At 41.7% G+C, this 18,308-nt stretch carries 22 protein-coding genes and 1 pseudogene; 11 read left to right on the forward strand and 12 right to left on the reverse strand.

Translation table 11 applies throughout. The annotated features are described in order from the left end of the window. Nucleotides 1–35 precede the first annotated feature (35 nt). The 6 genes from CWC30_RS05810 to cyaY all read right to left on the reverse strand — a co-directional run bounded on the left by CWC30_RS05810 (nucleotide 36) and on the right by cyaY (nucleotide 5,895). A complete protein-coding gene (locus CWC30_RS05810; RefSeq protein WP_036980855.1) occupies nucleotides 36–1,145 on the reverse strand; it encodes a heme biosynthesis HemY N-terminal domain-containing protein in 1,110 nt (369 codons plus the stop codon). Further along, nucleotides 1,142–2,980: a uroporphyrinogen-III synthase gene (locus CWC30_RS05815; RefSeq protein WP_138626649.1), complete on the reverse strand. Its 1,839-nt coding sequence runs from the start codon at nucleotides 2,978–2,980 to the stop codon at nucleotides 1,142–1,144. The genes CWC30_RS05810 and CWC30_RS05815 overlap by 4 nt, the downstream gene beginning before the upstream one ends. Then, complete coding sequence (gene hemC / locus CWC30_RS05820) at nucleotides 2,980–3,918, reverse strand: hydroxymethylbilane synthase (RefSeq protein ID WP_069438765.1); 939 nt, start codon at nucleotides 3,916–3,918, stop codon at nucleotides 2,980–2,982. The genes CWC30_RS05815 and hemC overlap by 1 nt, the downstream gene beginning before the upstream one ends. 71 nt (nucleotides 3,919–3,989) lie before the next feature. Beyond that, nucleotides 3,990–4,895 carry a DUF2914 domain-containing protein gene (locus CWC30_RS05825; RefSeq protein ID WP_069438764.1) on the reverse strand — a complete coding sequence of 302 codons (906 nt, stop codon included), beginning with the start codon at nucleotides 4,893–4,895 and terminating at the stop codon, nucleotides 3,990–3,992. Between the two features lie 23 nt (nucleotides 4,896–4,918). Beyond that, nucleotides 4,919–5,575, reverse strand: a complete 657-nt coding sequence (locus CWC30_RS05830; RefSeq protein WP_036980847.1) for an alpha/beta hydrolase — start codon at nucleotides 5,573–5,575, stop codon at nucleotides 4,919–4,921. Beyond that, complete coding sequence (cyaY, locus tag CWC30_RS05835) at nucleotides 5,572–5,895, reverse strand: iron donor protein CyaY (protein WP_013463729.1); 324 nt, start codon at nucleotides 5,893–5,895, stop codon at nucleotides 5,572–5,574. Before cyaY ends, CWC30_RS05830 begins: the two co-directional genes overlap by 4 nt. Before the next feature lie 148 nt (nucleotides 5,896–6,043). Here cyaY and lptM point away from each other — a divergent pair, with 148 nt between their 5' ends. The 7 genes from lptM (at nucleotide 6,044) to CWC30_RS05870 (ending at nucleotide 11,120) form a co-directional block, all read left to right on the forward strand. Continuing rightward, complete coding sequence (lptM, locus tag CWC30_RS05840) at nucleotides 6,044–6,223, forward strand: LPS translocon maturation chaperone LptM (protein WP_013463728.1); 180 nt, start codon at nucleotides 6,044–6,046, stop codon at nucleotides 6,221–6,223. Beyond that, nucleotides 6,224–7,477, forward strand: a complete 1,254-nt coding sequence (gene lysA / locus CWC30_RS05845) for a diaminopimelate decarboxylase (protein ID WP_024601982.1) — start codon at nucleotides 6,224–6,226, stop codon at nucleotides 7,475–7,477. 64 nt (nucleotides 7,478–7,541) lie between these two features. After that, on the forward strand, nucleotides 7,542–8,372 hold the full coding sequence (gene dapF / locus CWC30_RS05850) for a diaminopimelate epimerase (protein WP_013463726.1): 831 nt from the start codon (nucleotides 7,542–7,544) through the stop codon (nucleotides 8,370–8,372). Continuing rightward, the gene (locus tag CWC30_RS05855) at nucleotides 8,369–8,980 is read left to right on the forward strand and encodes a DUF484 family protein (RefSeq protein ID WP_069438763.1); all 612 of its coding nucleotides are present in this window, start codon (nucleotides 8,369–8,371) and stop codon (nucleotides 8,978–8,980) included. Before dapF ends, CWC30_RS05855 begins: the two co-directional genes overlap by 4 nt. Then, nucleotides 8,977–9,921 carry a tyrosine recombinase XerC gene (locus CWC30_RS05860; RefSeq protein WP_069438762.1) on the forward strand — a complete coding sequence of 315 codons (945 nt, stop codon included), beginning with the start codon at nucleotides 8,977–8,979 and terminating at the stop codon, nucleotides 9,919–9,921. The genes CWC30_RS05855 and CWC30_RS05860 overlap by 4 nt, the downstream gene beginning before the upstream one ends. A gap of 10 nt (nucleotides 9,922–9,931) precedes the next feature. After that, on the forward strand, nucleotides 9,932–10,642 hold the full coding sequence (locus CWC30_RS05865; protein WP_013463723.1) for an HAD-IA family hydrolase: 711 nt from the start codon (nucleotides 9,932–9,934) through the stop codon (nucleotides 10,640–10,642). A 97-nt stretch (nucleotides 10,643–10,739) separates the two neighbouring features. Continuing rightward, nucleotides 10,740–11,120, forward strand: a complete 381-nt coding sequence (locus CWC30_RS05870) for a HopJ type III effector protein (RefSeq protein ID WP_069438761.1) — start codon at nucleotides 10,740–10,742, stop codon at nucleotides 11,118–11,120. Here CWC30_RS05870 and CWC30_RS05875 read toward each other — a convergent pair. Both CWC30_RS05875 and CWC30_RS05880 read right to left on the reverse strand, forming a co-directional pair. Continuing rightward, nucleotides 11,113–11,532 (reverse strand): GNAT family N-acetyltransferase, encoded by a 420-nt coding sequence (locus CWC30_RS05875; RefSeq protein WP_069438760.1) that lies wholly within the window; start codon nucleotides 11,530–11,532, stop codon nucleotides 11,113–11,115. The two genes, CWC30_RS05870 and CWC30_RS05875, sit on opposite strands and share 8 nt — an antisense overlap. A gap of 41 nt (nucleotides 11,533–11,573) precedes the next feature. Continuing rightward, on the reverse strand, nucleotides 11,574–11,879 hold the full coding sequence (locus CWC30_RS05880) for a DUF6482 family protein (protein WP_036980836.1): 306 nt from the start codon (nucleotides 11,877–11,879) through the stop codon (nucleotides 11,574–11,576). 91 nt (nucleotides 11,880–11,970) lie between these two features. On the opposite strand from CWC30_RS05880, the gene CWC30_RS05885 reads away from it, so the two are divergent. From CWC30_RS05885 to CWC30_RS05895, 3 genes and pseudogenes are all read left to right on the forward strand, one after another. After that, nucleotides 11,971–12,660: a pseudouridine synthase gene (locus tag CWC30_RS05885; protein WP_069438759.1), complete on the forward strand. Its 690-nt coding sequence runs from the start codon at nucleotides 11,971–11,973 to the stop codon at nucleotides 12,658–12,660. A gap of 112 nt (nucleotides 12,661–12,772) precedes the next feature. After that, a complete protein-coding gene (locus tag CWC30_RS05890; RefSeq protein WP_036980833.1) occupies nucleotides 12,773–13,147 on the forward strand; it encodes a BlaI/MecI/CopY family transcriptional regulator in 375 nt (124 codons plus the stop codon). A gap of 21 nt (nucleotides 13,148–13,168) precedes the next feature. Further along, nucleotides 13,169–13,909 (forward strand): annotated as a pseudogene (locus tag CWC30_RS05895) (M56 family metallopeptidase); the annotation flags it as partial. On the opposite strand, the gene CWC30_RS05900 reads toward CWC30_RS05895, so the two are convergent. After that, a complete protein-coding gene (locus CWC30_RS05900; RefSeq protein ID WP_033103663.1) occupies nucleotides 13,906–14,289 on the reverse strand; it encodes an MAPEG family protein in 384 nt (127 codons plus the stop codon). The pseudogene CWC30_RS05895 and the gene CWC30_RS05900 sit on opposite strands and share 4 nt — an antisense overlap. 244 nt (nucleotides 14,290–14,533) lie before the next feature. Between CWC30_RS05900 and CWC30_RS05905 the strand changes: the two genes are divergently transcribed. Then, the gene (locus CWC30_RS05905) at nucleotides 14,534–15,415 is read left to right on the forward strand and encodes a DMT family transporter (RefSeq protein WP_083238633.1); all 882 of its coding nucleotides are present in this window, start codon (nucleotides 14,534–14,536) and stop codon (nucleotides 15,413–15,415) included. A 40-nt stretch (nucleotides 15,416–15,455) separates the two neighbouring features. Here the strand turns inward: CWC30_RS05905 and CWC30_RS05910 are convergent, their stop codons facing one another. The 3 genes from CWC30_RS05910 to CWC30_RS05920 form a co-directional block, all read right to left on the reverse strand. Then, nucleotides 15,456–15,773 (reverse strand): DMT family transporter, encoded by a 318-nt coding sequence (locus CWC30_RS05910; RefSeq protein ID WP_010392612.1) that lies wholly within the window; start codon nucleotides 15,771–15,773, stop codon nucleotides 15,456–15,458. Then, nucleotides 15,773–17,305 carry a bifunctional GNAT family N-acetyltransferase/carbon-nitrogen hydrolase family protein gene (locus CWC30_RS05915; protein ID WP_069438758.1) on the reverse strand — a complete coding sequence of 511 codons (1,533 nt, stop codon included), beginning with the start codon at nucleotides 17,303–17,305 and terminating at the stop codon, nucleotides 15,773–15,775. The genes CWC30_RS05910 and CWC30_RS05915 overlap by 1 nt, the downstream gene beginning before the upstream one ends. A gap of 88 nt (nucleotides 17,306–17,393) precedes the next feature. Then, complete coding sequence (locus tag CWC30_RS05920) at nucleotides 17,394–18,242, reverse strand: MBL fold metallo-hydrolase (RefSeq protein WP_036980826.1); 849 nt, start codon at nucleotides 18,240–18,242, stop codon at nucleotides 17,394–17,396. Between the last annotated feature and the right edge of the window lie 66 nt (nucleotides 18,243–18,308).

Consider the following 18,308-nt stretch of genomic DNA (forward strand, 5'->3'; position numbering starts at 1 on the left):
GCACTTTTAATTATTGATTTATAAAATATAATCCACTATTGGTAGAGCACAAGCGCCTTATCTAATTGTGCGCTGTGTTTATAGCTTAGTATAGCTTGTTGTCGATACTGTGATTTGTTATCGCTATTAAGCGCCTTGTCGAATACTCGTGCAGCTAAATCATAATCACCTTGGGCATTCGCTAAACATGCCAATGCTAATAATAACGCGTTATTGTGCTCGTCTTTTTTCAACCGTTCTTGAATGCTTGATTGCAACTTATATGCATTACTTGGCGCAGCTTCACGTAAAATGTCGGCAAGTTCAGTGTGGTGCTTAGCATGTTTGAGCATTTTAATTAACGCGTTTTCAATACTCGCCAACTGCCCTGTTTTTGCCATTTGAGTTAAGTACGCAGTGTGCGCATGTGCTTGCAATTTCTTACCTAATTGCTGGTACTTACTGGTTAGCTCATCACTTGCTTGAGCAGCAAAATAAGCTAAAAACACCTGCTGCCACTGCTTATCGCTCAATGCATCTTTACGTAATAAGCGCGGTAAAAAGTCTTCTAGTATTTTAAAGTGCTGCTGTTGCACCAACACTTCAGTGTACAATTTTAGCTCAAGTACCGTGGCTTTTTTAGACTCAGCCGCCATCCGTATTTGCGGTTCAATAACACTGCTGTCGCCACTGGCTAACCACAGTTTAGCCACTTTTAGTTGCTGCTCAGGGCTTATTTCAAACAAGTATTCCAGCGCTTTATCGGGTTGATTATTTGCCAGTGCAGCTTTTGCTAGTAACGCCAAACGTATGTCTAAAAATTTAGCTGGCACACTGTTACTTGATAACGCGCTTTCCACTTGCGCGTAATCGTCATTAATCAAGCTCCACAGCGCTTGCTCTATAGCTGCATGCTTGCGCTCTTGGCTGCGAGCAAAAAATCCATGTTTGGTATTTCTGTAAATAGATAGGCAGTAGCGTATGAATTTGTAAGTTAAATACAAAGCTGCTGCGCTCAGTGCCGCCATAATACAAAACGAAACAATCGTACCTTCTATGGTCGTGTTATTAAATGAAATCAGTACATAGCCTTTTTCATCTAACACGAAAGGAGTGATCGCTAATACCAATACAATAGCGACAATAAAAATGATCAACCCTATCATTGTGCCCACTCCTTAACTTGCTCAGTACTTTGTAATGTCACCTCAGGGTTAAAGTTAAGCGGCTCTTTTTCAAGGTTTACTAAAGTTTGTAGTACCACTTTTGTGACATTATCATCTTGCTTAAAGTATTCATTAACCAAACGTTTTGTGTCGTTTAAGGCGCTAAAATAGATGCTGGCTTGCTTGCTCATTAGCGCATCTTGCGCCTGAGTAATATTGAGCTTTATGCGCTGATTAATTAGGTGGCGCTCTCTATCAGTTAATAGCGGCTCTATTAATACCCCTTCGTGATGGCGAATTGTAATAAAGCTATCAACTATTTTATTCCAGCTATTTCGGATGTTTTGTTGCCAATCACTCATATTTTCAGAGAGCGCGTTTTCGTCAATTACTGACGCTTCTTCTGGCAAATTAACCGCATTAAATACCAAGTTATCGATACGATCTCTTACACTATTTAACTGTAAGTAAATCGCCTCTGTTGCAACGGGTTCAATACTATCGAGCGTTTGTATGTCTTGTATAATTGCTTGGCGTAACTCAAGCGTGCCTGGGTGGTCGCTTAAAAGTGAATCTAAACGTTTAAGCACTGCACTTGTGCCTTGATAATCTTGTTCAGCCCACAATTTAAATTCAGCCATACGTTGTAAGCTGGTCACTTCTTGTGGGTTTAATGTGTTACCACTTTGCTGCACTTTTTGCAGTGCTGCTTTTAATGCTTGCTGATTTTTTACAGAGTTTTCATTGAGCGCCATAGCAATTTGCTCTTCGCTCTTTTGTAACGCTTGCTGTAGACTGAGCTGCTCAGACTTAAGCGCTTGTAGCTCTTGCTGCAATATCTTATTTTGCTCTGTTAATGCATTAACCGCTAAATTTTGCACTTTACCGGCATTGAGCTTTTGATAAAACTCATAACCCACGCCACTGGCAACAAGTAACGAAATCACCAACGCTAAACTCCCCACCTTACTCACTTTATGGGTATTATTTTGCGTTTGATTATTGGCTTTTGCAGTGTCATTTTTAGCGGTGTTAGACGTGTTATTGGCTATTGGCTGCGCTGCTTTTTCTACTTTTGACGTCGCTGACTGTTCACTCATTTTGCTACCTTGCTGATTAATGCAGGCAAACATAGCGTGGTCGCTAGCCCCTGCCGCAGTATGTATATGTGTCGAATTTATTTTTTGCTGTTGTAAATAATCGCCAATACGCTCACTGGCAACATAAAATTCGCACTGTTGTAACCATGTTAGTTGCGCCGCGGTAAGGGTATTAAAAATGGCATCAACAGCGGCATTACTAGTAATGACTATACCGTGTACATTCTGGCTTTGCCAGTGGTCAATCCAGTCAGCGGGTTGTTGCGCTACCGGCTCGCGCTGATACACTACACAATTATTTAAAAAAGCACCGCGTTGTTTTAAGGTTTTTGCTATCTCAGGCCGCCCACCAATACCTTTAACTAACACAATATTACTGCCATCAACCTCAGCCAATGACTTAAGGGCCAGCAACCCCTCAGAGTCATGTTGTTTTGGCAAAGCCGCACGTACACCAAATACTTCATAAATGGTGTCGGCTGTTTGTTGGCCAACACCATAAAACTGCGCTTTGGTGTTAATTGCAGGCTTAAGGGCACTCAGTGCATGTACTGCATCTTGCGAAACAAAAATAATTTTGTCGGCATTAACCAACGGGCTTAGCTCAACGCTTGTTGGGGTTAAATACGTTATTTTTAAAACAGGACATAAAGACGCTTGATAACCCGCTTGCTCAAGTTGCTGTGCAAGGGCTGCGCCTTTTCCTTCGGGCCGAGTTATCAAGATGTGTTTCATTATGCGTCTCGATATACGTCAGCAAGGATTTTATCTGCGCCTTGTGCTAAGAGTTTTTTAGCCAGCTCAATCCCTAATTTTTCCGCATCATCAACATGCCCACTAATTTCATCGCGTAAAATTTCGCTGCCATCAATAGCCCCAACTAAACCACGTAAATGCACTTGCTCGCCATCAACCAGTGCATACGCACCAATTGGCACTTGGCAGCCCCCTTCTAAGTGGCGGTTCATTGCGCGCTCAGCATTAACACGAATACGAGTTTCACTGTGCTCCAGCGGTGCTAATAAGGCTTTAGTAACTTCATCATCTATACGGCATTCAATACCGACAGCACCTTGACCATTAGCAGGTAACGACACTTCTGGCTCAATAAAGTCACGAATACGTTCACCCATTTCTAAACGAATTAGCCCAGCCGCTGCGAGTATAATCGCATCGTATTGACCACTATCAAGCTTTGCTAAACGTGTATTTACATTGCCACGTAAGTCACGAATTTCTAAATCTGGACGCAACGCTCTAATTTGGCATTGGCGACGTAAACTTGAGGTGCCAACAATGGCGCCTTGCGGTAACGCATCAATATTGGCAAAATTATTTGAGACAAACGCGTCACGCGGGTCTTCACGCTCACAAATAACGTGTAACTCTAAATCATCTGGAAATTCGACTGGCACGTCCTTCATTGAATGCACTGCAATGTCTGCTCGCCCATCAAGCATGGCTTGTTCTAGTTCTTTTACAAATAAGCCTTTACCACCAATTTTAGCCAGTGGTGTATCTAAAATAATGTCGCCTTGAGTCGACATAGGCACCAGCTCTACACGCACGTCATCGTGAAAATGCTCTAGCTGCGCTTTTACAAATTCAGCCTGCCACAGTGCCAATGCACTTTTACGAGTAGCAATGCGAACTAACTTTGTTTTTTCAGTCATAAAATATCCATTAATAATTACTGGGGTCTGTTGACCTTTCAGGATTAAAACCTGTTCTATCTGAGGGCGATTTAATCAGCTAAAATTCTAAATTTTTTTTGCGCAATGAGTAAGCCTCGCTCATCAACCACATCAACGCGCCAATTCCCTAGCTGGGAATCCATAATATTTTTAGTTGAGTAAGTTCGGTAGCGCGGAGAAGTAACTTTGAGCGACACTTCCGCCATCACTTCCCCTTCAAATAACCAAATGTGCTTTACCTGCTGACCTTGTAAGTTTTTAAGCTCACTAAAAAATGACAATGATTCTTCAAATTGGCTTAAACGCACATCGGCGGCAAATACATTGGTTGGTTCACGATTACTCACACTGCGCGTCAATACGGCGCGGCTAATAGTAGCTGTATCTATTTTGGCACCAATGGCCACACTCGCAACTTGTGCTGATTCAGCAAATACTTTTTGCTCAGCCGGTTTTTCACTGGCCGTTTCGGTTTCAGGCGTTTGGTTATCTGTTGCAGCCATGGCTGCTTCTTCAGGCTCAGCAGTGAGCGTTGGCTCTACTTCTTGCTCAATATTACTTTGTTGAACTTTAGGCTCTGATGTTACTTGTTCGGTAATAGGAGCTGATCTTTGTTCATTTGGGGAAAGGATTTTAGGTGCTGTAATTGCGACACCGCTCAGCGGCTCCTCACCAGCATCTGTTGCGTTTTCACTTTCTGCTGATGCTACAGTATCATCGCTTAGCGACACAATTGCGGTTTGTTGCTCAGTAAAATCGAGCTGCTCATGAGGATGCGGCGCCCCTTGATCAGCATTCACAGCGCTAGACAGGCCGTAAATAACCGCTGCTGAGGTCATAATCACCAACATAGAAATACTCACAATCCGACGCCAATGCCACTCATAGCTCACGCTGGGTTCACTAACCTGTGGTTCACGTTTTACATTTGCTGTTATTACTATTTTTTGACTCATTTTGACCCTCAGCGGCTCCTAAACTAACTTAAGCGAGAAATTAACCATTGGCGCACAGCTTGTAACTCTTGTGTACAAACCTGATGCCCCATTGGGTATTCTTGCCAACTTACATCCATGTTATGCGTTGATAATACTTCAAACGCACTTCTACCCGCACTATGCGGTACAACGTCATCTTGGCTCCCATGAGCCATAAATATATTTAGCTGTGTTTGCTTTGCTTCATCAGCCAATTTATGTGGCACACACATATAGGTTGATAGTGCCATAACGCCAGCAAGCTTTTGCTCTAAACGCGGGGCTAAATGTAGCGATATGACGCCACCTTGTGAAAATCCCGCTAAAATAATTTTGTTCGCCGGTATGCCGTTAGCAATTTCTTGCGTTATTAATTGCTCAACTTTTGCTGCAGATTCCCTAACCCCCTGTTCATCTGCACGTTTGTCTAAATCCATCGATTTAATGTCATACCATGAGCGCATTTGCATACCGCCGTTAATAGTAACAGCCTGCATAGGCGCATGCGGAAAGATAAAACGCACACCTAGTTCACTGGGTAAATCGAGCTGTGGCGCTACTGGGGCAAAACCATCACCTGAATCACCCAAACCATGTAACCAAATAACCGTGGCTTTATGCGTCCCCTGAGCTGGGTATTGAACAAACTCTAAACTCATAGCGATGATTGCCACTTAATTTCTTGACCCGCTTGACGTGTTGACGCTTCATTGATGAAACTCCAAAACTCTGCGCCTGAGCGGTTATCGATCCATTGACCATCACGCATTTCAAAATGGTGACCATTAAATTTTGTTGCCACCCACACTTGATGCAACGGTGCTTGCTTATTAATCACAATTTTACTGCGATCTGGAAAAATAATTTCTAAAATACCTTGAGCCGATTCATAATCTAAATCTGCTTCACAATCATCAACTTGTTCTTCAATTGTGAACATAAGAGCTTCTGCTAACTGGTGATATTCGTGATCAGTCATCGTTAATTTCCTTTGCAGGCAAGACGCCTAAATAATGGGTGCATGTTTGTACAGCTAGTGTAACAGGAATAAAATCATCCGCGAATAGCTGCATTTTTTAGATATTCTGTTACTCTGCGATTATAAAGCCAGCAACCGTATTAATCTAATGAAAGCGACATATACCTTACAATTAAAACAACTATTAATCAGCACCGTTTTGTTGTGTGCGTTAGCTGGCTGTGGTCAAAGCGGCCCGCTGTACTTACCAGAGCAGCCTACTGAACAAAATCAGCCAACAGACACCCCCAACAAGCAAACACCTATTGAGCAAAAACAGGAGCAGTAAATGGATTTTTTTAATTATAAAAACAACCAACTATTTGCTGAAGATGTCAGCGTAGCAACGATTGCACAGCACTATGGTACACCGTGTTATGTGTATTCAAGAGCGACGTTTGAACGCCATTATTTAGCGTTTGCTAATGCAGCTCAAGATCATAAAAGCCTAGTGTGCTACGCCGTTAAAGCAAATTCAAATATTGCAGTATTAAATATACTGGCGCGACTTGGTGCGGGTTTTGACATTGTTTCAAAAGGCGAGCTCGCGCGGGTCATTAAAGCGGGAGGCGCAGCCAATAAAGTGGTGTTTTCTGGGGTTGCTAAAACCGCTGACGAAATTGCTTATGCGTTAGAATTAGGTATTAAATGTTTTAACGTTGAATCAATCTCAGAGCTTGAGCGCATTTCAGAAGTAGCCTGTGAGCTTAATCTAGACGCGCCAATTTCTATTCGTGTTAATCCTGATATTGACGCTAAAACACACCCGTATATTTCTACTGGCCTAAAAGAAAACAAATTTGGCATTGGTATCGAAACCGCGTTAAGTGTGTACCAACATGCTGCGTCGTTACCTGGCTTAAATATAGTTGGGGTTGATTGTCACATTGGCTCACAGCTGACACAAACCAAACCGTTTTTAGAGGCGCTTGATAAACTACTGGCATTAATTGATGAGTTAAAAAATGCAGGTATTGAGTTAAGCCATTTAGATATTGGTGGAGGCCTTGGCGTAACCTACGACGACGAACAGCCTCCCCACCCGAGTGAGTATGCAGCACAAGTAACACAGCGCCTTACCAATTATCGCCACCTTGAACTGATTTTTGAACCAGGACGGGCTATTGCCGCCAACGCTGGGATTTTAGTGACTCAAGTTGAGTTTATTAAGCAAAATCAAGACAAGTATTTTGCGATTGTTGATGCGGGTATGAACGACATGTTGCGCCCATCACTTTATCAAGCTTGGCAAAAAATTATTCCTGTCTCGGTGCGTGATGACGAAACACCTACCCACAACTATGATGTAGTTGGGCCGGTGTGTGAAACCGGTGACTTTTTAGGTAAAGACCGCCCTCTAGCACTCAAGCAAGGTGACTTGTTAGTGCAGCGTAGCGCTGGAGCGTACGGCTTTACAATGAGTTCAAATTATAACTCACGCCCACGGGTTGCCGAAATAATGGTAGATGGTGAGCAACATCATCTTATTCGCGAACGCGAAACCATCGAAAGCCTATACCAAGGTGAGAAAATTTTACCATAAACGTTTTTGTTACCTAGCTGCTCTGTGGCATGATTAGCACAGAGCAAAACCGAATTAGAGCGCTATGTTAGTTAATTTTTCCAAAATGCACGGCTTAGGTAACGACTTTGTTGTGATTGATAATATTACACAAAACGTTTTTTTATCCCGTGATCAAATCAAAAAGCTGGCCGATCGCCATTTCGGCATTGGGTTTGACCAATTACTGATGGTTGAAGCCCCTTACTCACCCGATCTCGATTTTCACTATCGGATTTTTAATGCCGACGGCCACGAAGTAGAACAATGTGGTAATGGCGCCCGTTGCTTTGCCCGCTTTGTACGCATGAAAGGCTTAACCAATAAGCATAAAATTAGCGTTTCAACTAAATCTGGTAACCTCACCCTGTATATTGAAAAAGACGGCCAAGTAACGGTTAACATGGGACACCCTAATTTTGAGCCGAGTAAAATCCCGCTCAAAGCAACCAAACGTGAGCTGACTTACATTATTCGTGCAGAAGAACATACCGTTTTTAGTGGTGCTGTTTCTATGGGTAACCCGCATTGCGTCATGGAAGTAGACGACATTGAAACGGCACAAGTGAGTACCCTTGGCCCGTTGCTTGAAAATCATGAACGTTTTCCACAGCGCGCAAATATTGGCTTTATGCAGGTTATTTCTCAAGAACACATTAAACTCAGAGTGTGGGAACGTGGTGTAAGCGAAACACTTGCTTGTGGTACCGGTGCATGTGCCGCTATGGTGATTGGCTTTATTCAAAACAAGCTCACCAGCACAGTGCAAGTTGATTTACCAGGCGGTAGCTTACAAGTTCGCTGGAGTGGCGAAGGCCACCCAGTGCGTATGACAGGCCCCGCTGAACATGTATTTGATGGGCAAGTTGCACTATGAGTGAATTAACTAAACAGCAAGTAATAGATTACTTACAACAGCACCCTGATTTTTTAATAAATCAACCTGCGCTATTAGCGCAACTTGAGTTACAACAGCAAGTTCAGGGTGCGACTTCGTTAGTACATATTCAGCAACGTCAACTACGTGAACACAATACTCAGTTAAAACATCAAATCGAGACGATGACCAAGCATGCCACGCAAAATGAACTCGTGTACCGCTTGTTCAGTCAATGCCATCGTCAGCTTTGGAGTAATTACGACTTTAATACTTTGGCAAGTAACTTACGCAACATTATTTGCATGAGCCCGACTATCAATGAGTGCAAACTCGTAAGATACGACAGCGCGTTTGAGGGCTTAGTAGAGCATAGATTGTCAGATAATAATCATTATTTAGGGCGGGTAAATCAGCAAGAGCGCGACTTACTCTTTAACGATGATACCCAATCGGCCGCCCTGTATTTAATTGGCGAACCCACTAACCCCTACGCAATTTTGGCTTTTGGCAGCCACGATGAGAACCACTTTGAGCCCTCACAAGATAACTTATTTGTGTTAGATTTTGTACGCTCATTACAAATACGGTTACTGGAACTGGCATGAGCGACGACACGCCAAATATTAGCGACTTAAGCGATAACTGGCGTACACCCATCACGTTATTTAGTGATTACTTAAAATTTGAACGCCAGTATTCAGCGCACACCGTCAATCAATATGTTAGCCAATTAGGTTTTGCCGCCTTGTATTTTAATAAGCTATGCGACAATTGGTTTGCGGTACAAAGTGAGCACATTCGCCGTTACAGCATGGCGCTGCGCGCTAAGCAACTGAGCGGTAGAACAATCAGCTTAAAGCTAAGCTGCATTCGAAGTTTATATAAGTTTTTAAAAGCAAAAAATATTACTGAGCAACCGCATTACCATAACCCCGCGCAAGGAATAAAAGGCCCTAAATTTGCCAAGCCTTTACCTAAAAATCTTGATGTTGACCAAATGGCACGTTTACTCGAAATACCCGATGATGATCCACTTGCCATTCGAGATAAAGCCATGATGGAACTCATGTATTCATCAGGTCTGCGCATTAGCGAGTTAGTTGGTGCTAACATGCAGGATATAAACGCCCGTAATGGTGAAATACTGGTACGTGGTAAAGGTGCAAAAGAACGGCTAATACCGGTTGGCTCTAAGGCCCTTGAGGCATTAAAGAAATGGCTCGCGGTTCGGCCGCTATTTATGGGCGCAGACGAACACGCGGTATTTTTAAGTAGTAAAAAAAACCGTATCTCTGTGCGCCAAGTCCGTTTGCGAATGCAAGAATGGGGCATTAAACAAGGTATAAGCTCACAAGTGCATCCGCATAAATTACGCCATTCATTTGCGTCGCATATATTAGAATCGTCTGGCGATTTACGAGCAGTACAGGAGCTATTAGGCCACAGTAGTTTATCTGCAACCCAAGTTTATACTCATTTAGATTTTCAACACTTGGCTAAGGTGTATGACAACACCCATCCACGTGCTAAAAAACGGACTGATTAGGGTAATAACCATGATCCGATTTAATCGCGCAATTTCTCCTTTTTCTGTACTAAGCTTTGACTTAGACGACACCTTATACGACAACCGCCCAATCATAACCGCAGCCGTTCAGGCACAAATTGATTATTTAAATGCGCTGCCAGGCTATAAAAAACAGGGGCCACAGTTTTGGCAACAATGCCGTGAGCGAGTTGTTCAACACCAACCTGAACTCATTGATAACGTCACTCAGTGGCGTAAACATACCCTACGCTTAGTTTTGTCTGAGCTTGGTTTTAAAGACGATGAAGTAGAGCATCATGCACACAGTGCTTATCAAGCATTTGCTGATGCGCGCAGTAATATTGAAGTGAGCGAAGACGTACTAACATTGCTCGATAAACTAAGCCAGCACTACAAATTAATTGCCATTACTAACGGTAATGTAGAGGTTGAGCGATTTAATTTAAAAGATAAGTTTGAACTGGTGCTGCAAGCTGGCTTGCACGGTAAGGCTAAACCACATACGACCTTATTTGATCAAGCTGCAACACATTTGCGTATTAACAACAGTGAAATTTTACACATAGGTGACAGCCTTGATAGCGATGTGCAAGGTGCTAATAACGCTGGCTGCCAGTCTGTGTGGTTAAATAATCAAGCACAAGCCTATGCCTACAAAGGACTTGCTGATATTGAAATAACCAACATTCATGCGTTAACCCACTTAATTGGTAAATAAACTATGCTTGTTTTATTGGCTCAATTGAATATAAATCAATCACAAGATAGGTTAGGGGTAATTACTTAACAATATCTTATAATAACAAGGACAGCGTATGACGCTCACAAACTACTTAACAACGCTCGCGAATGAGCCTAAGAGCATTGGTTTTGCTGATACTATGGCCGTTATTGATGCGCATTATACTTTTACAGCGTGCAGTTTTAGTAACCATGGGTTATTGAGCTCTGCGAGTGAAAATAACGGTTCATGCAAAATTTTTGCGTTTGCTAAGCTCAATGGTATTAGTAAGCAAAATACATTAGATTGTTTTGGGGCATTTTATCGCGAAGACGTACTAAACAACCCAGATGCAGACGATCACATGAATATTCGCACTTTTATGTTAGCGCCTGAAGCCACCCCATTTTTAGGTATTACCTTTGATGGTACGCCATTAACAGCAAAAAATAACGCTCCAATCAGCGTTATTTAGCCACTATTAGCAGTTTTTCCATAAAGTAACGAGTGCCATTAAGTGGGTAATTATCAAGTTGATATTTAACTTGGTAACCCCGTTTTTCATAAAAAGGCTTGGCTTGAAAATCTAAGGTGTCAAGCTGAGCCTGAGCAGCGCCTTGTTCAATTGCTGCATTTTCAAGTGATGTTAATAACGAATCAGCCAAGCCATTGCCTCGTGCAGATTCATCGCACCATAACCAGCTTATTAGCAACCAGTTACCAAACACATGACCGCTTATGCCTGCAACTAACTCACCTTGTTTATCGAGATATTTAAAGCCAAGAGGTTGACGCTGTGCGTCGAAGTGCTGAGCATTAAACTCAAGCATGTGCGCGCGCAGTGCTTGATTTAATTGCTCAGAATTATCGGGATGTAATAGGTACATTGGATGATTCCAAATAAACCTATATTAGCAAATACCTGACATTAAAATAGGTTGTTTTGCCCAAAGGGCACTTCGAGCATATTACTGGAAATTTTTTCTGGTTGACCACACATTTCATCATAAGCACTGGTGTGCCTTAGCATCATTTGTGCATAGGCGATATCTTCAAAGCGTTTTTGAATATGTAATGGGCTTGGTGCCTTTACAAATTCACCATTACTTTCTTGTACGTAGTATTCAACATTATTTATGACAACAGACACTTGGTACAAGGCCATTTCCAGTGAATGAACAACCACTTTTTGTAATGGCTGATGCTTTTTTAGTTCTGAAAATTGAATACCCATAGTAACCTACCTACTGTTAAATTAACTGTCCAAGTAATCAATACGCAGCTTTGTTATAATCGCGATCAATATTTTTTAATTACACGGCATTATGGATACAAAAATTCGACTCGCTAAATACATTGCCCATGCCGGTGTTTGCTCACGAAAACAAGCGTCGCGCTTGATTGATGAAGGCGTTGTCATGGTTAATAATCGCCCCGCTAATCATATTGATCATGTGGACGAAAACGACCGTGTTATCGTTAATGGTCACGCCATTAAAGGCCCAGCCGATTTAGTGTACTTTGCCTATCACAAACCGGTAGGGATTGACTGTAAACTCAATCAGCACGACCCAAGCAGCCTTATTCATCATTTACCGCAACTAACACGGGTATACCCTATTGGTCGCCTTGATAAAGACTCACGCGGATTGCTTATTTTGACCAATGATGGAGATTTTTGTAACCAGCTGATCCATCCAGACTTTCATCAACCTAAACGCTATTTAGTCACCGTCAATAAACCATTAGACGCGCATTTTTGCGAAAAAATGGCTGCAGGCGTCCCTGTCGATAAGCAAATAACACGACCTTGTGAAGTAGTTAAAATAGCGAGTAATCAATTTAGTATTGTTTTAAAACAAGGGCTCAACAGACAAATTCGTAAAATGGCGCATTACTGTGGTTACAAAGTGATTGATTTATACCGCGTACAAATAAGTGAATTACTGTTAGACCATTTAAATTTACCTGAAAACCAGTTTATAAAAATTAATAAAAGCGACATTTTAGGCTAACAAGCTCACGCTACCCCCCCTCACTTTAATGCGATAAAAAATATAAAATAAACGTGCAAAAATAGATTACAAATGTAGTCTTAAATTAAAGATTACACTTGTAGGCAATAAAATGATCGAATTATCAAAAGCAGAATTTGAAGTGCTGGACGCACTCTGGATTAACTATCCCGCCACAGCCAGCCAAATTATTGAGCGTTTAAGTGACGATAAACAATGGCATGAAAAAACCATTAAAACCTTATTGGGTCGTTTAGTAAAAAAAGGCGCGCTTAGCTTTGAAAAAGACGGCCGCCAATATATTTACACCCCCTGTATAAAGCGTGCTGATTACACTTTAAAGGAGAGTAAGAACTTCATAGAGCGCTTTTTTAGTGGTCGTATTGCCCCCTTGGTAAGTGGCTTCGCTAAATCGGAGCAACTCTCTCAGCAAGATATAAACGAGCTTAAAAAAGTCATTGATGACTGGGAAAATAATCAAAAGTAAGGAGTTTGCATGGTAATTTAAATAGGATTTAATTGGCTCATTGAACAACAGCTATTATTAAGTCTGTTGTTTGCAGGGTTTGTTTTACTTGAGCGCTTTGGCTTAAAAACCCTTGGTTCACACTTTGTGTATAAATTAGCTTGGTTAATACCTGTATCAGTTCTGTTGGCTAATTTACCTAGTGCAATTAAGCCACTATAAAATAGCAGCATTAGTTACTATTTAATTACACCTAATCAGGTACTTACAAACGACTTGAGTGTTAGTTTGGCGCTACTGTATGTCATTATTACTACGGTCTTATTAATTGCCGCTGTTGTTACCCATACCCGATTTGTCAAAGGCCTACAGCTCACTGAATTAGCACGCTTTAAGCAAGTAACAGTAGGAGTACAAACTTATACCAGCGCTCAGGTGGCTACGCCCATGGTCATTGGTGTTTTTAATAGCAAACTGGTATTGCCGCACAATTATAATACTCTGTTTGATAAAGCTACATTGGCGCTTATTTTAGAGCACGAAAATGTGCATATAAAACGCAAAGATAACCTAACAAATGCGCTGCTATTACTGGCTACAATTTTAATGTGGTTTAACCCTTTAGCTTGGATGGCTTACGCAAGCTTTAGACGCTTACAAGAGCTGACTTGTGATGAACGGGTACTAAGCAATAAAACCACACAGCAACAAATTTTATACAGCAAAGCCTTAGTAAACTGCGCTGCAAATGCACCAGCGGGTCTGATGGCTTATTCTCGTTATAAACTGACGGCGATCATGCCAATAGCGGCTCCCATGCCTACCAGCCAAGTGATCGAGCGAATAATATCGAGGTTTAAATAATAAAAAGTACAAAATAAAATACGCGCTACAATATGCGTCATCGCTAAAGTTTCGGTTACGGCATTAACATTGTTTGTGCCTAATACAGCAGCCAAAGCAACGGCAAAAACCGCTAACGATTCAAAACAGTTTTGATGAGCAGCCAGCGCCCGTGCTCCGAGCCCTGTAAGTTGTGTTTGTTGTTGCCGCGGATGTTTATTATCGTAACCACCGAGCTTATTCATTTCTATAATAGCTGGGATCCTTGCAACATAAGGCATGATCACTGCAATTAAGGCGCAAACCAATAAAATCGTCATTATCATTCTCAAGTTATTATTTATGACCCAAAATAACACAGCAAATAGAAAAAAGCCGCCAAATATAAATAACCTGAGCTCTGGCGGCTAGCAGTAACATCCCTCACACTATAGCCGATTTAAGCAGTGCGTCACTGTGGCAAATTGTCGCAGGTGATGAATATTCATTATGCCTTTTTGATGGTCGCTTTCATGTCACAGTACTGCTAAATTACTCCTCCGCTTTTTTTGTATGTTATTTAAGATGATTTGGATTTTACTGACTATTTTTGCCGCATTTATGCAGTCATGGCGTAATGCGCTGCAAAGTAAATTAAGCGCTCATGTCAGCGTTGCTGGCGTTACTCTAGCCCGCTTTATTGTCGCAAGCCCTATTGCAGGTCTGTATTTATATGCGCTTTATTATTACCAAGATGCGCCTCTCCCTTCGTTTAACCCTTTATTTATTAGCTATATTATTGGAGCCAGCATAGTGCAAATTATTGCCACGGGGCTCATGGTGAAGTTGTTTAAAATGAACAATTTTGCAGTAGGCGCCGGCCTTGCTAAAAGCGAAGCGCTAATGGCGGCGATATTTGGGTTACTATTTTTTGGTTCGGCGCTTTCATTTTTAGGTTGGATTGGTGTATTTATTGGCGCACTCGCTGTATTGCTATTAAGCGGCATTGCGAATGTGAAACATTTTAGCTTAAAAACCGCCTTAACAGGGCTTGCCTGCGGTACTTCGTTTGCGTTGTCATCGTCATGGATCAGAGAAGCCAGTTTAAGCTCAGGTATAGCTTTTCCGTATGCGCCTGCATGGGTTTTATTGCTTGTTATTAGTTTACAAACACTGATGCTGTGTATTTATATTGCCTTAAAGGAACGCGATACATTTAAAACTATGTTTCAGCATAAGGGCATGACTTGTACGGTGAGTATATTTAGTTGCTTGGGATCAATAGGTTGGTTTAGCGCAATGAGCTTGCAACATGTTGCCTATGTAAAAACGCTCGGCCAGATAGAAGTATTTTTTACGATATTGATTGCTGTTTTATGGTTAAAACAACCGCTAAAACGCCAAGATAGCGCTGGGCTATTATTGATTGCAGTGGCTGCGATATTGGTAATGCTGCCGAGCAGCTAAAAAAGCGCAGGTATCAACCTGCGCTTGTTTAATCTAACAATTAATGACTAATTTTTAAGGTGATGACACCACAAATAATCATTAACACACCAGCAATACGGCCAAACGTGGCTGCATCACCGTAAAATAATATACCCACTAAAAACGTACCAGCAGCACCAATACCCGTCCATACTGCGTACGACGTGCCCATAGATATTTGCTTTTGCGCCAACCACAACATAAAGCCGCTCGCGACCATAAACGCAATGGCAATCGCTATGCCCTGCCAACGAGTTTCAGGGGTTTGAGAAATTTTTAACCCTATAGGCCAGCCAATCTCAAGTAACCCAGCAATAATTAAATACATCCACGCCATTAAATATCTCTCTTTTTCAATATCACTTCATACAAATCGTGACGGCGGTCTTTTAAGTTACGCACTGTCCCTTCACTGTGAAGAATTTTTAACTTATCCATATCTAAGTCGCTAAATAATAACATTTCTGTATTGGTGGTGGCTTCATTTAGTGTGGCATCGTGCGGAAATGAAAAGTCCGATGGGGTTAGTACCGCCGACTGTGAAAACTGCACATCTAAGCTTTCTACTTCAGGTAAGTTACCCACAGAGCCTGCAATAACCACATAACATTCGTTTTCAATGGCACGTGCTTGGGCACAATGGCGTACACGCAAGTAACTATTTTTAGTGTCAGTCCAAAATGGCACAAATAAAATATCCAAACCTTGGGTGGCCAAAATACGTGACAACTCAGGAAATTCGACATCATAACAAATTTGAATACCTACACGGCCTGCATCTGTATCGAATACAGCAATTTTATCACCGCCTTGGATCACCCAATCGTTTTGTTCATGCGGGGTAATATGAATTTTACGTTGCTCGTCTATTTTACCGCTGCGATGGCATAAATAACTAACGTTATATATTTTATCGTCTTCGGCAAGCGGCATTGAACCGGTAATAATGTTGGCGTTGTATTCTATCGCCATACGCGACATGGCGTTTTTAAAGGTCTCTGTGTATTCGGCTAAATACCGAATTGCCTCGGTTTGATTGCTTTGCTCGGTTAATCCCATCAGTGGCGCATTAAAAAACTCAGGGAATAAAATAAAATCGCTTTTGTAATCAGATACCGTATCAACAAAGTATTCAACTTGCTTAAGCATTTCTTCAACCGATTCAACACAGCGCATTTGCCACTGCACAGCCCCTACCCGTACGATTGATTTAGTTGACTCAATAACGGTGTCGGTTGGCTCATACATAATGTTATTCCACTCAAGTAATGTGGCATAACCTACTGATTCTTGATCCTCTGGAAGGTACTTTTTAAGTAAACGCTTTACCTGAAAATCGTTAGCCAATTGAAAGCTCAATATAGGATCGTATATCTCTTTTTGATCGACCTTAGCAATGTATTCCATCGGGGTCATTTCACTGCTGTGATTGTAATAACGCGGAATACGCCCACCCGCTAAAATAGCGCGTAAATTATACTGACGGCACAATTCTTTTCGCGCATCATATAAACGGCGTCCTAAACGCATGCCACGGTATTGCTCACTAATAGCAACATCCAAACCGTATAAAGCATCCCCTGTGGTGTCGCTAAATACACGGTCGTGGCCATCGGCAATATCTTCATAGGTATGCGGGTTTGAAAAACGTGCATAATCCACTTGGACACTCAGCGCTAAACCCACCAGCACGCCATCATCAACAATACCAATTTGCCCTTCAGGGAACTGATCGATGAGTCTAAAAATAGTATGGCTTGGCCATGCTCCGCCTAGGTCGGGGTAAGCTTCGTCCATCAAGGTTTTAATTTGTGGGTATTGTTCTCGGGTTAAGTTACAAATTTCAAGATGGGTTTTTTCTGCCGACATATACAACTCCTTTAGGCATGTAAGAATCAAAAAAGCTGAACACATGCTCAGCTTTATTAGGTTTATGCGTTTTTATTCGCGCTTTGCGCTACTTTAAACTGCGATAAAAAAGTGTGGTTACGCGCTCTTTAGGTAACCAATTTGCATATTCAAGGCCAAGTTCTGATAATGGATCGGCTTTGAGGACTTGCTCTAAACTGGCATCGTTTTGCATAGCATTAAGCATAACATCTTTCGCTTTTTGTACCAGCTTACGATACGTCATTAGCCCTGAACGGTCGCTTATCGGGCCATGCCCTGGAATAACGGTTGTTTTTTCATCAATTTGTTTAATCACATCATCAACCGCCGCTAAAACACCATTAACACTACCGCCACTATCTACATCAACAAAAGGTAAGCTTCCAAAGTTAAAATATATATCGCCCATGTGCACTATGTTGTCGTTACTAAAAAAGATAACCGAGTCGCCATCTGTGTGTGCATTTGAGTAGTGCACAACATGCGCATGCTCATTGTTAAAGTGCAGTTTTAAATCATGGCCAAAACTAATACGCGGTAAGTAATCAGAACCCTCACCATGTTTTTCTTTTAAGCGTTTGTGCACATTGTCGTGAGCAATCACATGTGCGCCCGCTTTGGCAAAGTTCTCGTTACCCCCAGTATGGTCACCATGATGGTGTGTGTTAATTACAAACTCGGCACTGCCTGGCTTTAATTCGCTAATGGTTTTTTTAATATCGTCGGAAAGCTTGGCAAACTGATCGTCAATAATATAAATACCATCATCCCCCACGCTTGCGGCAATGTTACCGCCTTGGCCAAATAACACGTAAACATGTTCACTTAATTGTGTAGCCGTAACAGGGTTTTCATCCGCAAATGCATGATTGCTTAACAGTAAACTGGTGATTAATGCCGGTAGTAATTTTTTCATTTTTGTTTTCCTATAGTTGCTTTATCTGGGTTATAAAACGTTATTACTACTTATTTAGCTCACTTT

Source organism: Pseudoalteromonas sp. S4741, from assembly GCF_005886135.1.
Lineage (GTDB): Bacteria > Pseudomonadota > Gammaproteobacteria > Enterobacterales > Alteromonadaceae > Pseudoalteromonas > Pseudoalteromonas tetraodonis.

Coding starts and splice junctions, on each gene's coding strand:
- CWC30_RS05855 (WP_069438763.1), top strand. CDS start 8,369: ATGAGTGAATTAACTAAACAGCAAGTAATAGATTACTTACAACAGCAC.
- cyaY (WP_013463729.1), bottom strand. CDS start 5,895: ATGACTGATCACGAATATCACCAGTTAGCAGAAGCTCTTATGTTCACA.
- CWC30_RS05810 (WP_036980855.1), bottom strand. CDS start 1,145: ATGATAGGGTTGATCATTTTTATTGTCGCTATTGTATTGGTATTAGCG.
- lptM (WP_013463728.1), top strand. CDS start 6,044: ATGAAAGCGACATATACCTTACAATTAAAACAACTATTAATCAGCACC.
- CWC30_RS05910 (WP_010392612.1), bottom strand. CDS start 15,773: ATGGCGTGGATGTATTTAATTATTGCTGGGTTACTTGAGATTGGCTGG.
- CWC30_RS05825 (WP_069438764.1), bottom strand. CDS start 4,895: ATGAGTCAAAAAATAGTAATAACAGCAAATGTAAAACGTGAACCACAG.
- CWC30_RS05920 (WP_036980826.1), bottom strand. CDS start 18,242: ATGAAAAAATTACTACCGGCATTAATCACCAGTTTACTGTTAAGCAAT.
- CWC30_RS05875 (WP_069438760.1), bottom strand. CDS start 11,532: ATGTACCTATTACATCCCGATAATTCTGAGCAATTAAATCAAGCACTG.
- lysA (WP_024601982.1), top strand. CDS start 6,224: ATGGATTTTTTTAATTATAAAAACAACCAACTATTTGCTGAAGATGTC.
- CWC30_RS05880 (WP_036980836.1), bottom strand. CDS start 11,879: ATGGGTATTCAATTTTCAGAACTAAAAAAGCATCAGCCATTACAAAAA.
- CWC30_RS05885 (WP_069438759.1), top strand. CDS start 11,971: ATGGATACAAAAATTCGACTCGCTAAATACATTGCCCATGCCGGTGTT.
- dapF (WP_013463726.1), top strand. CDS start 7,542: ATGTTAGTTAATTTTTCCAAAATGCACGGCTTAGGTAACGACTTTGTT.
- CWC30_RS05905 (WP_083238633.1), top strand. CDS start 14,534: ATGATTTGGATTTTACTGACTATTTTTGCCGCATTTATGCAGTCATGG.
- CWC30_RS05860 (WP_069438762.1), top strand. CDS start 8,977: ATGAGCGACGACACGCCAAATATTAGCGACTTAAGCGATAACTGGCGT.
- CWC30_RS05865 (WP_013463723.1), top strand. CDS start 9,932: ATGATCCGATTTAATCGCGCAATTTCTCCTTTTTCTGTACTAAGCTTT.
- CWC30_RS05870 (WP_069438761.1), top strand. CDS start 10,740: ATGACGCTCACAAACTACTTAACAACGCTCGCGAATGAGCCTAAGAGC.
- hemC (WP_069438765.1), bottom strand. CDS start 3,918: ATGACTGAAAAAACAAAGTTAGTTCGCATTGCTACTCGTAAAAGTGCA.
- CWC30_RS05815 (WP_138626649.1), bottom strand. CDS start 2,980: ATGAAACACATCTTGATAACTCGGCCCGAAGGAAAAGGCGCAGCCCTT.
- CWC30_RS05830 (WP_036980847.1), bottom strand. CDS start 5,575: ATGAGTTTAGAGTTTGTTCAATACCCAGCTCAGGGGACGCATAAAGCC.
- CWC30_RS05900 (WP_033103663.1), bottom strand. CDS start 14,289: ATGACGATTTTATTGGTTTGCGCCTTAATTGCAGTGATCATGCCTTAT.
- CWC30_RS05915 (WP_069438758.1), bottom strand. CDS start 17,305: ATGTCGGCAGAAAAAACCCATCTTGAAATTTGTAACTTAACCCGAGAA.
- CWC30_RS05890 (WP_036980833.1), top strand. CDS start 12,773: ATGATCGAATTATCAAAAGCAGAATTTGAAGTGCTGGACGCACTCTGG.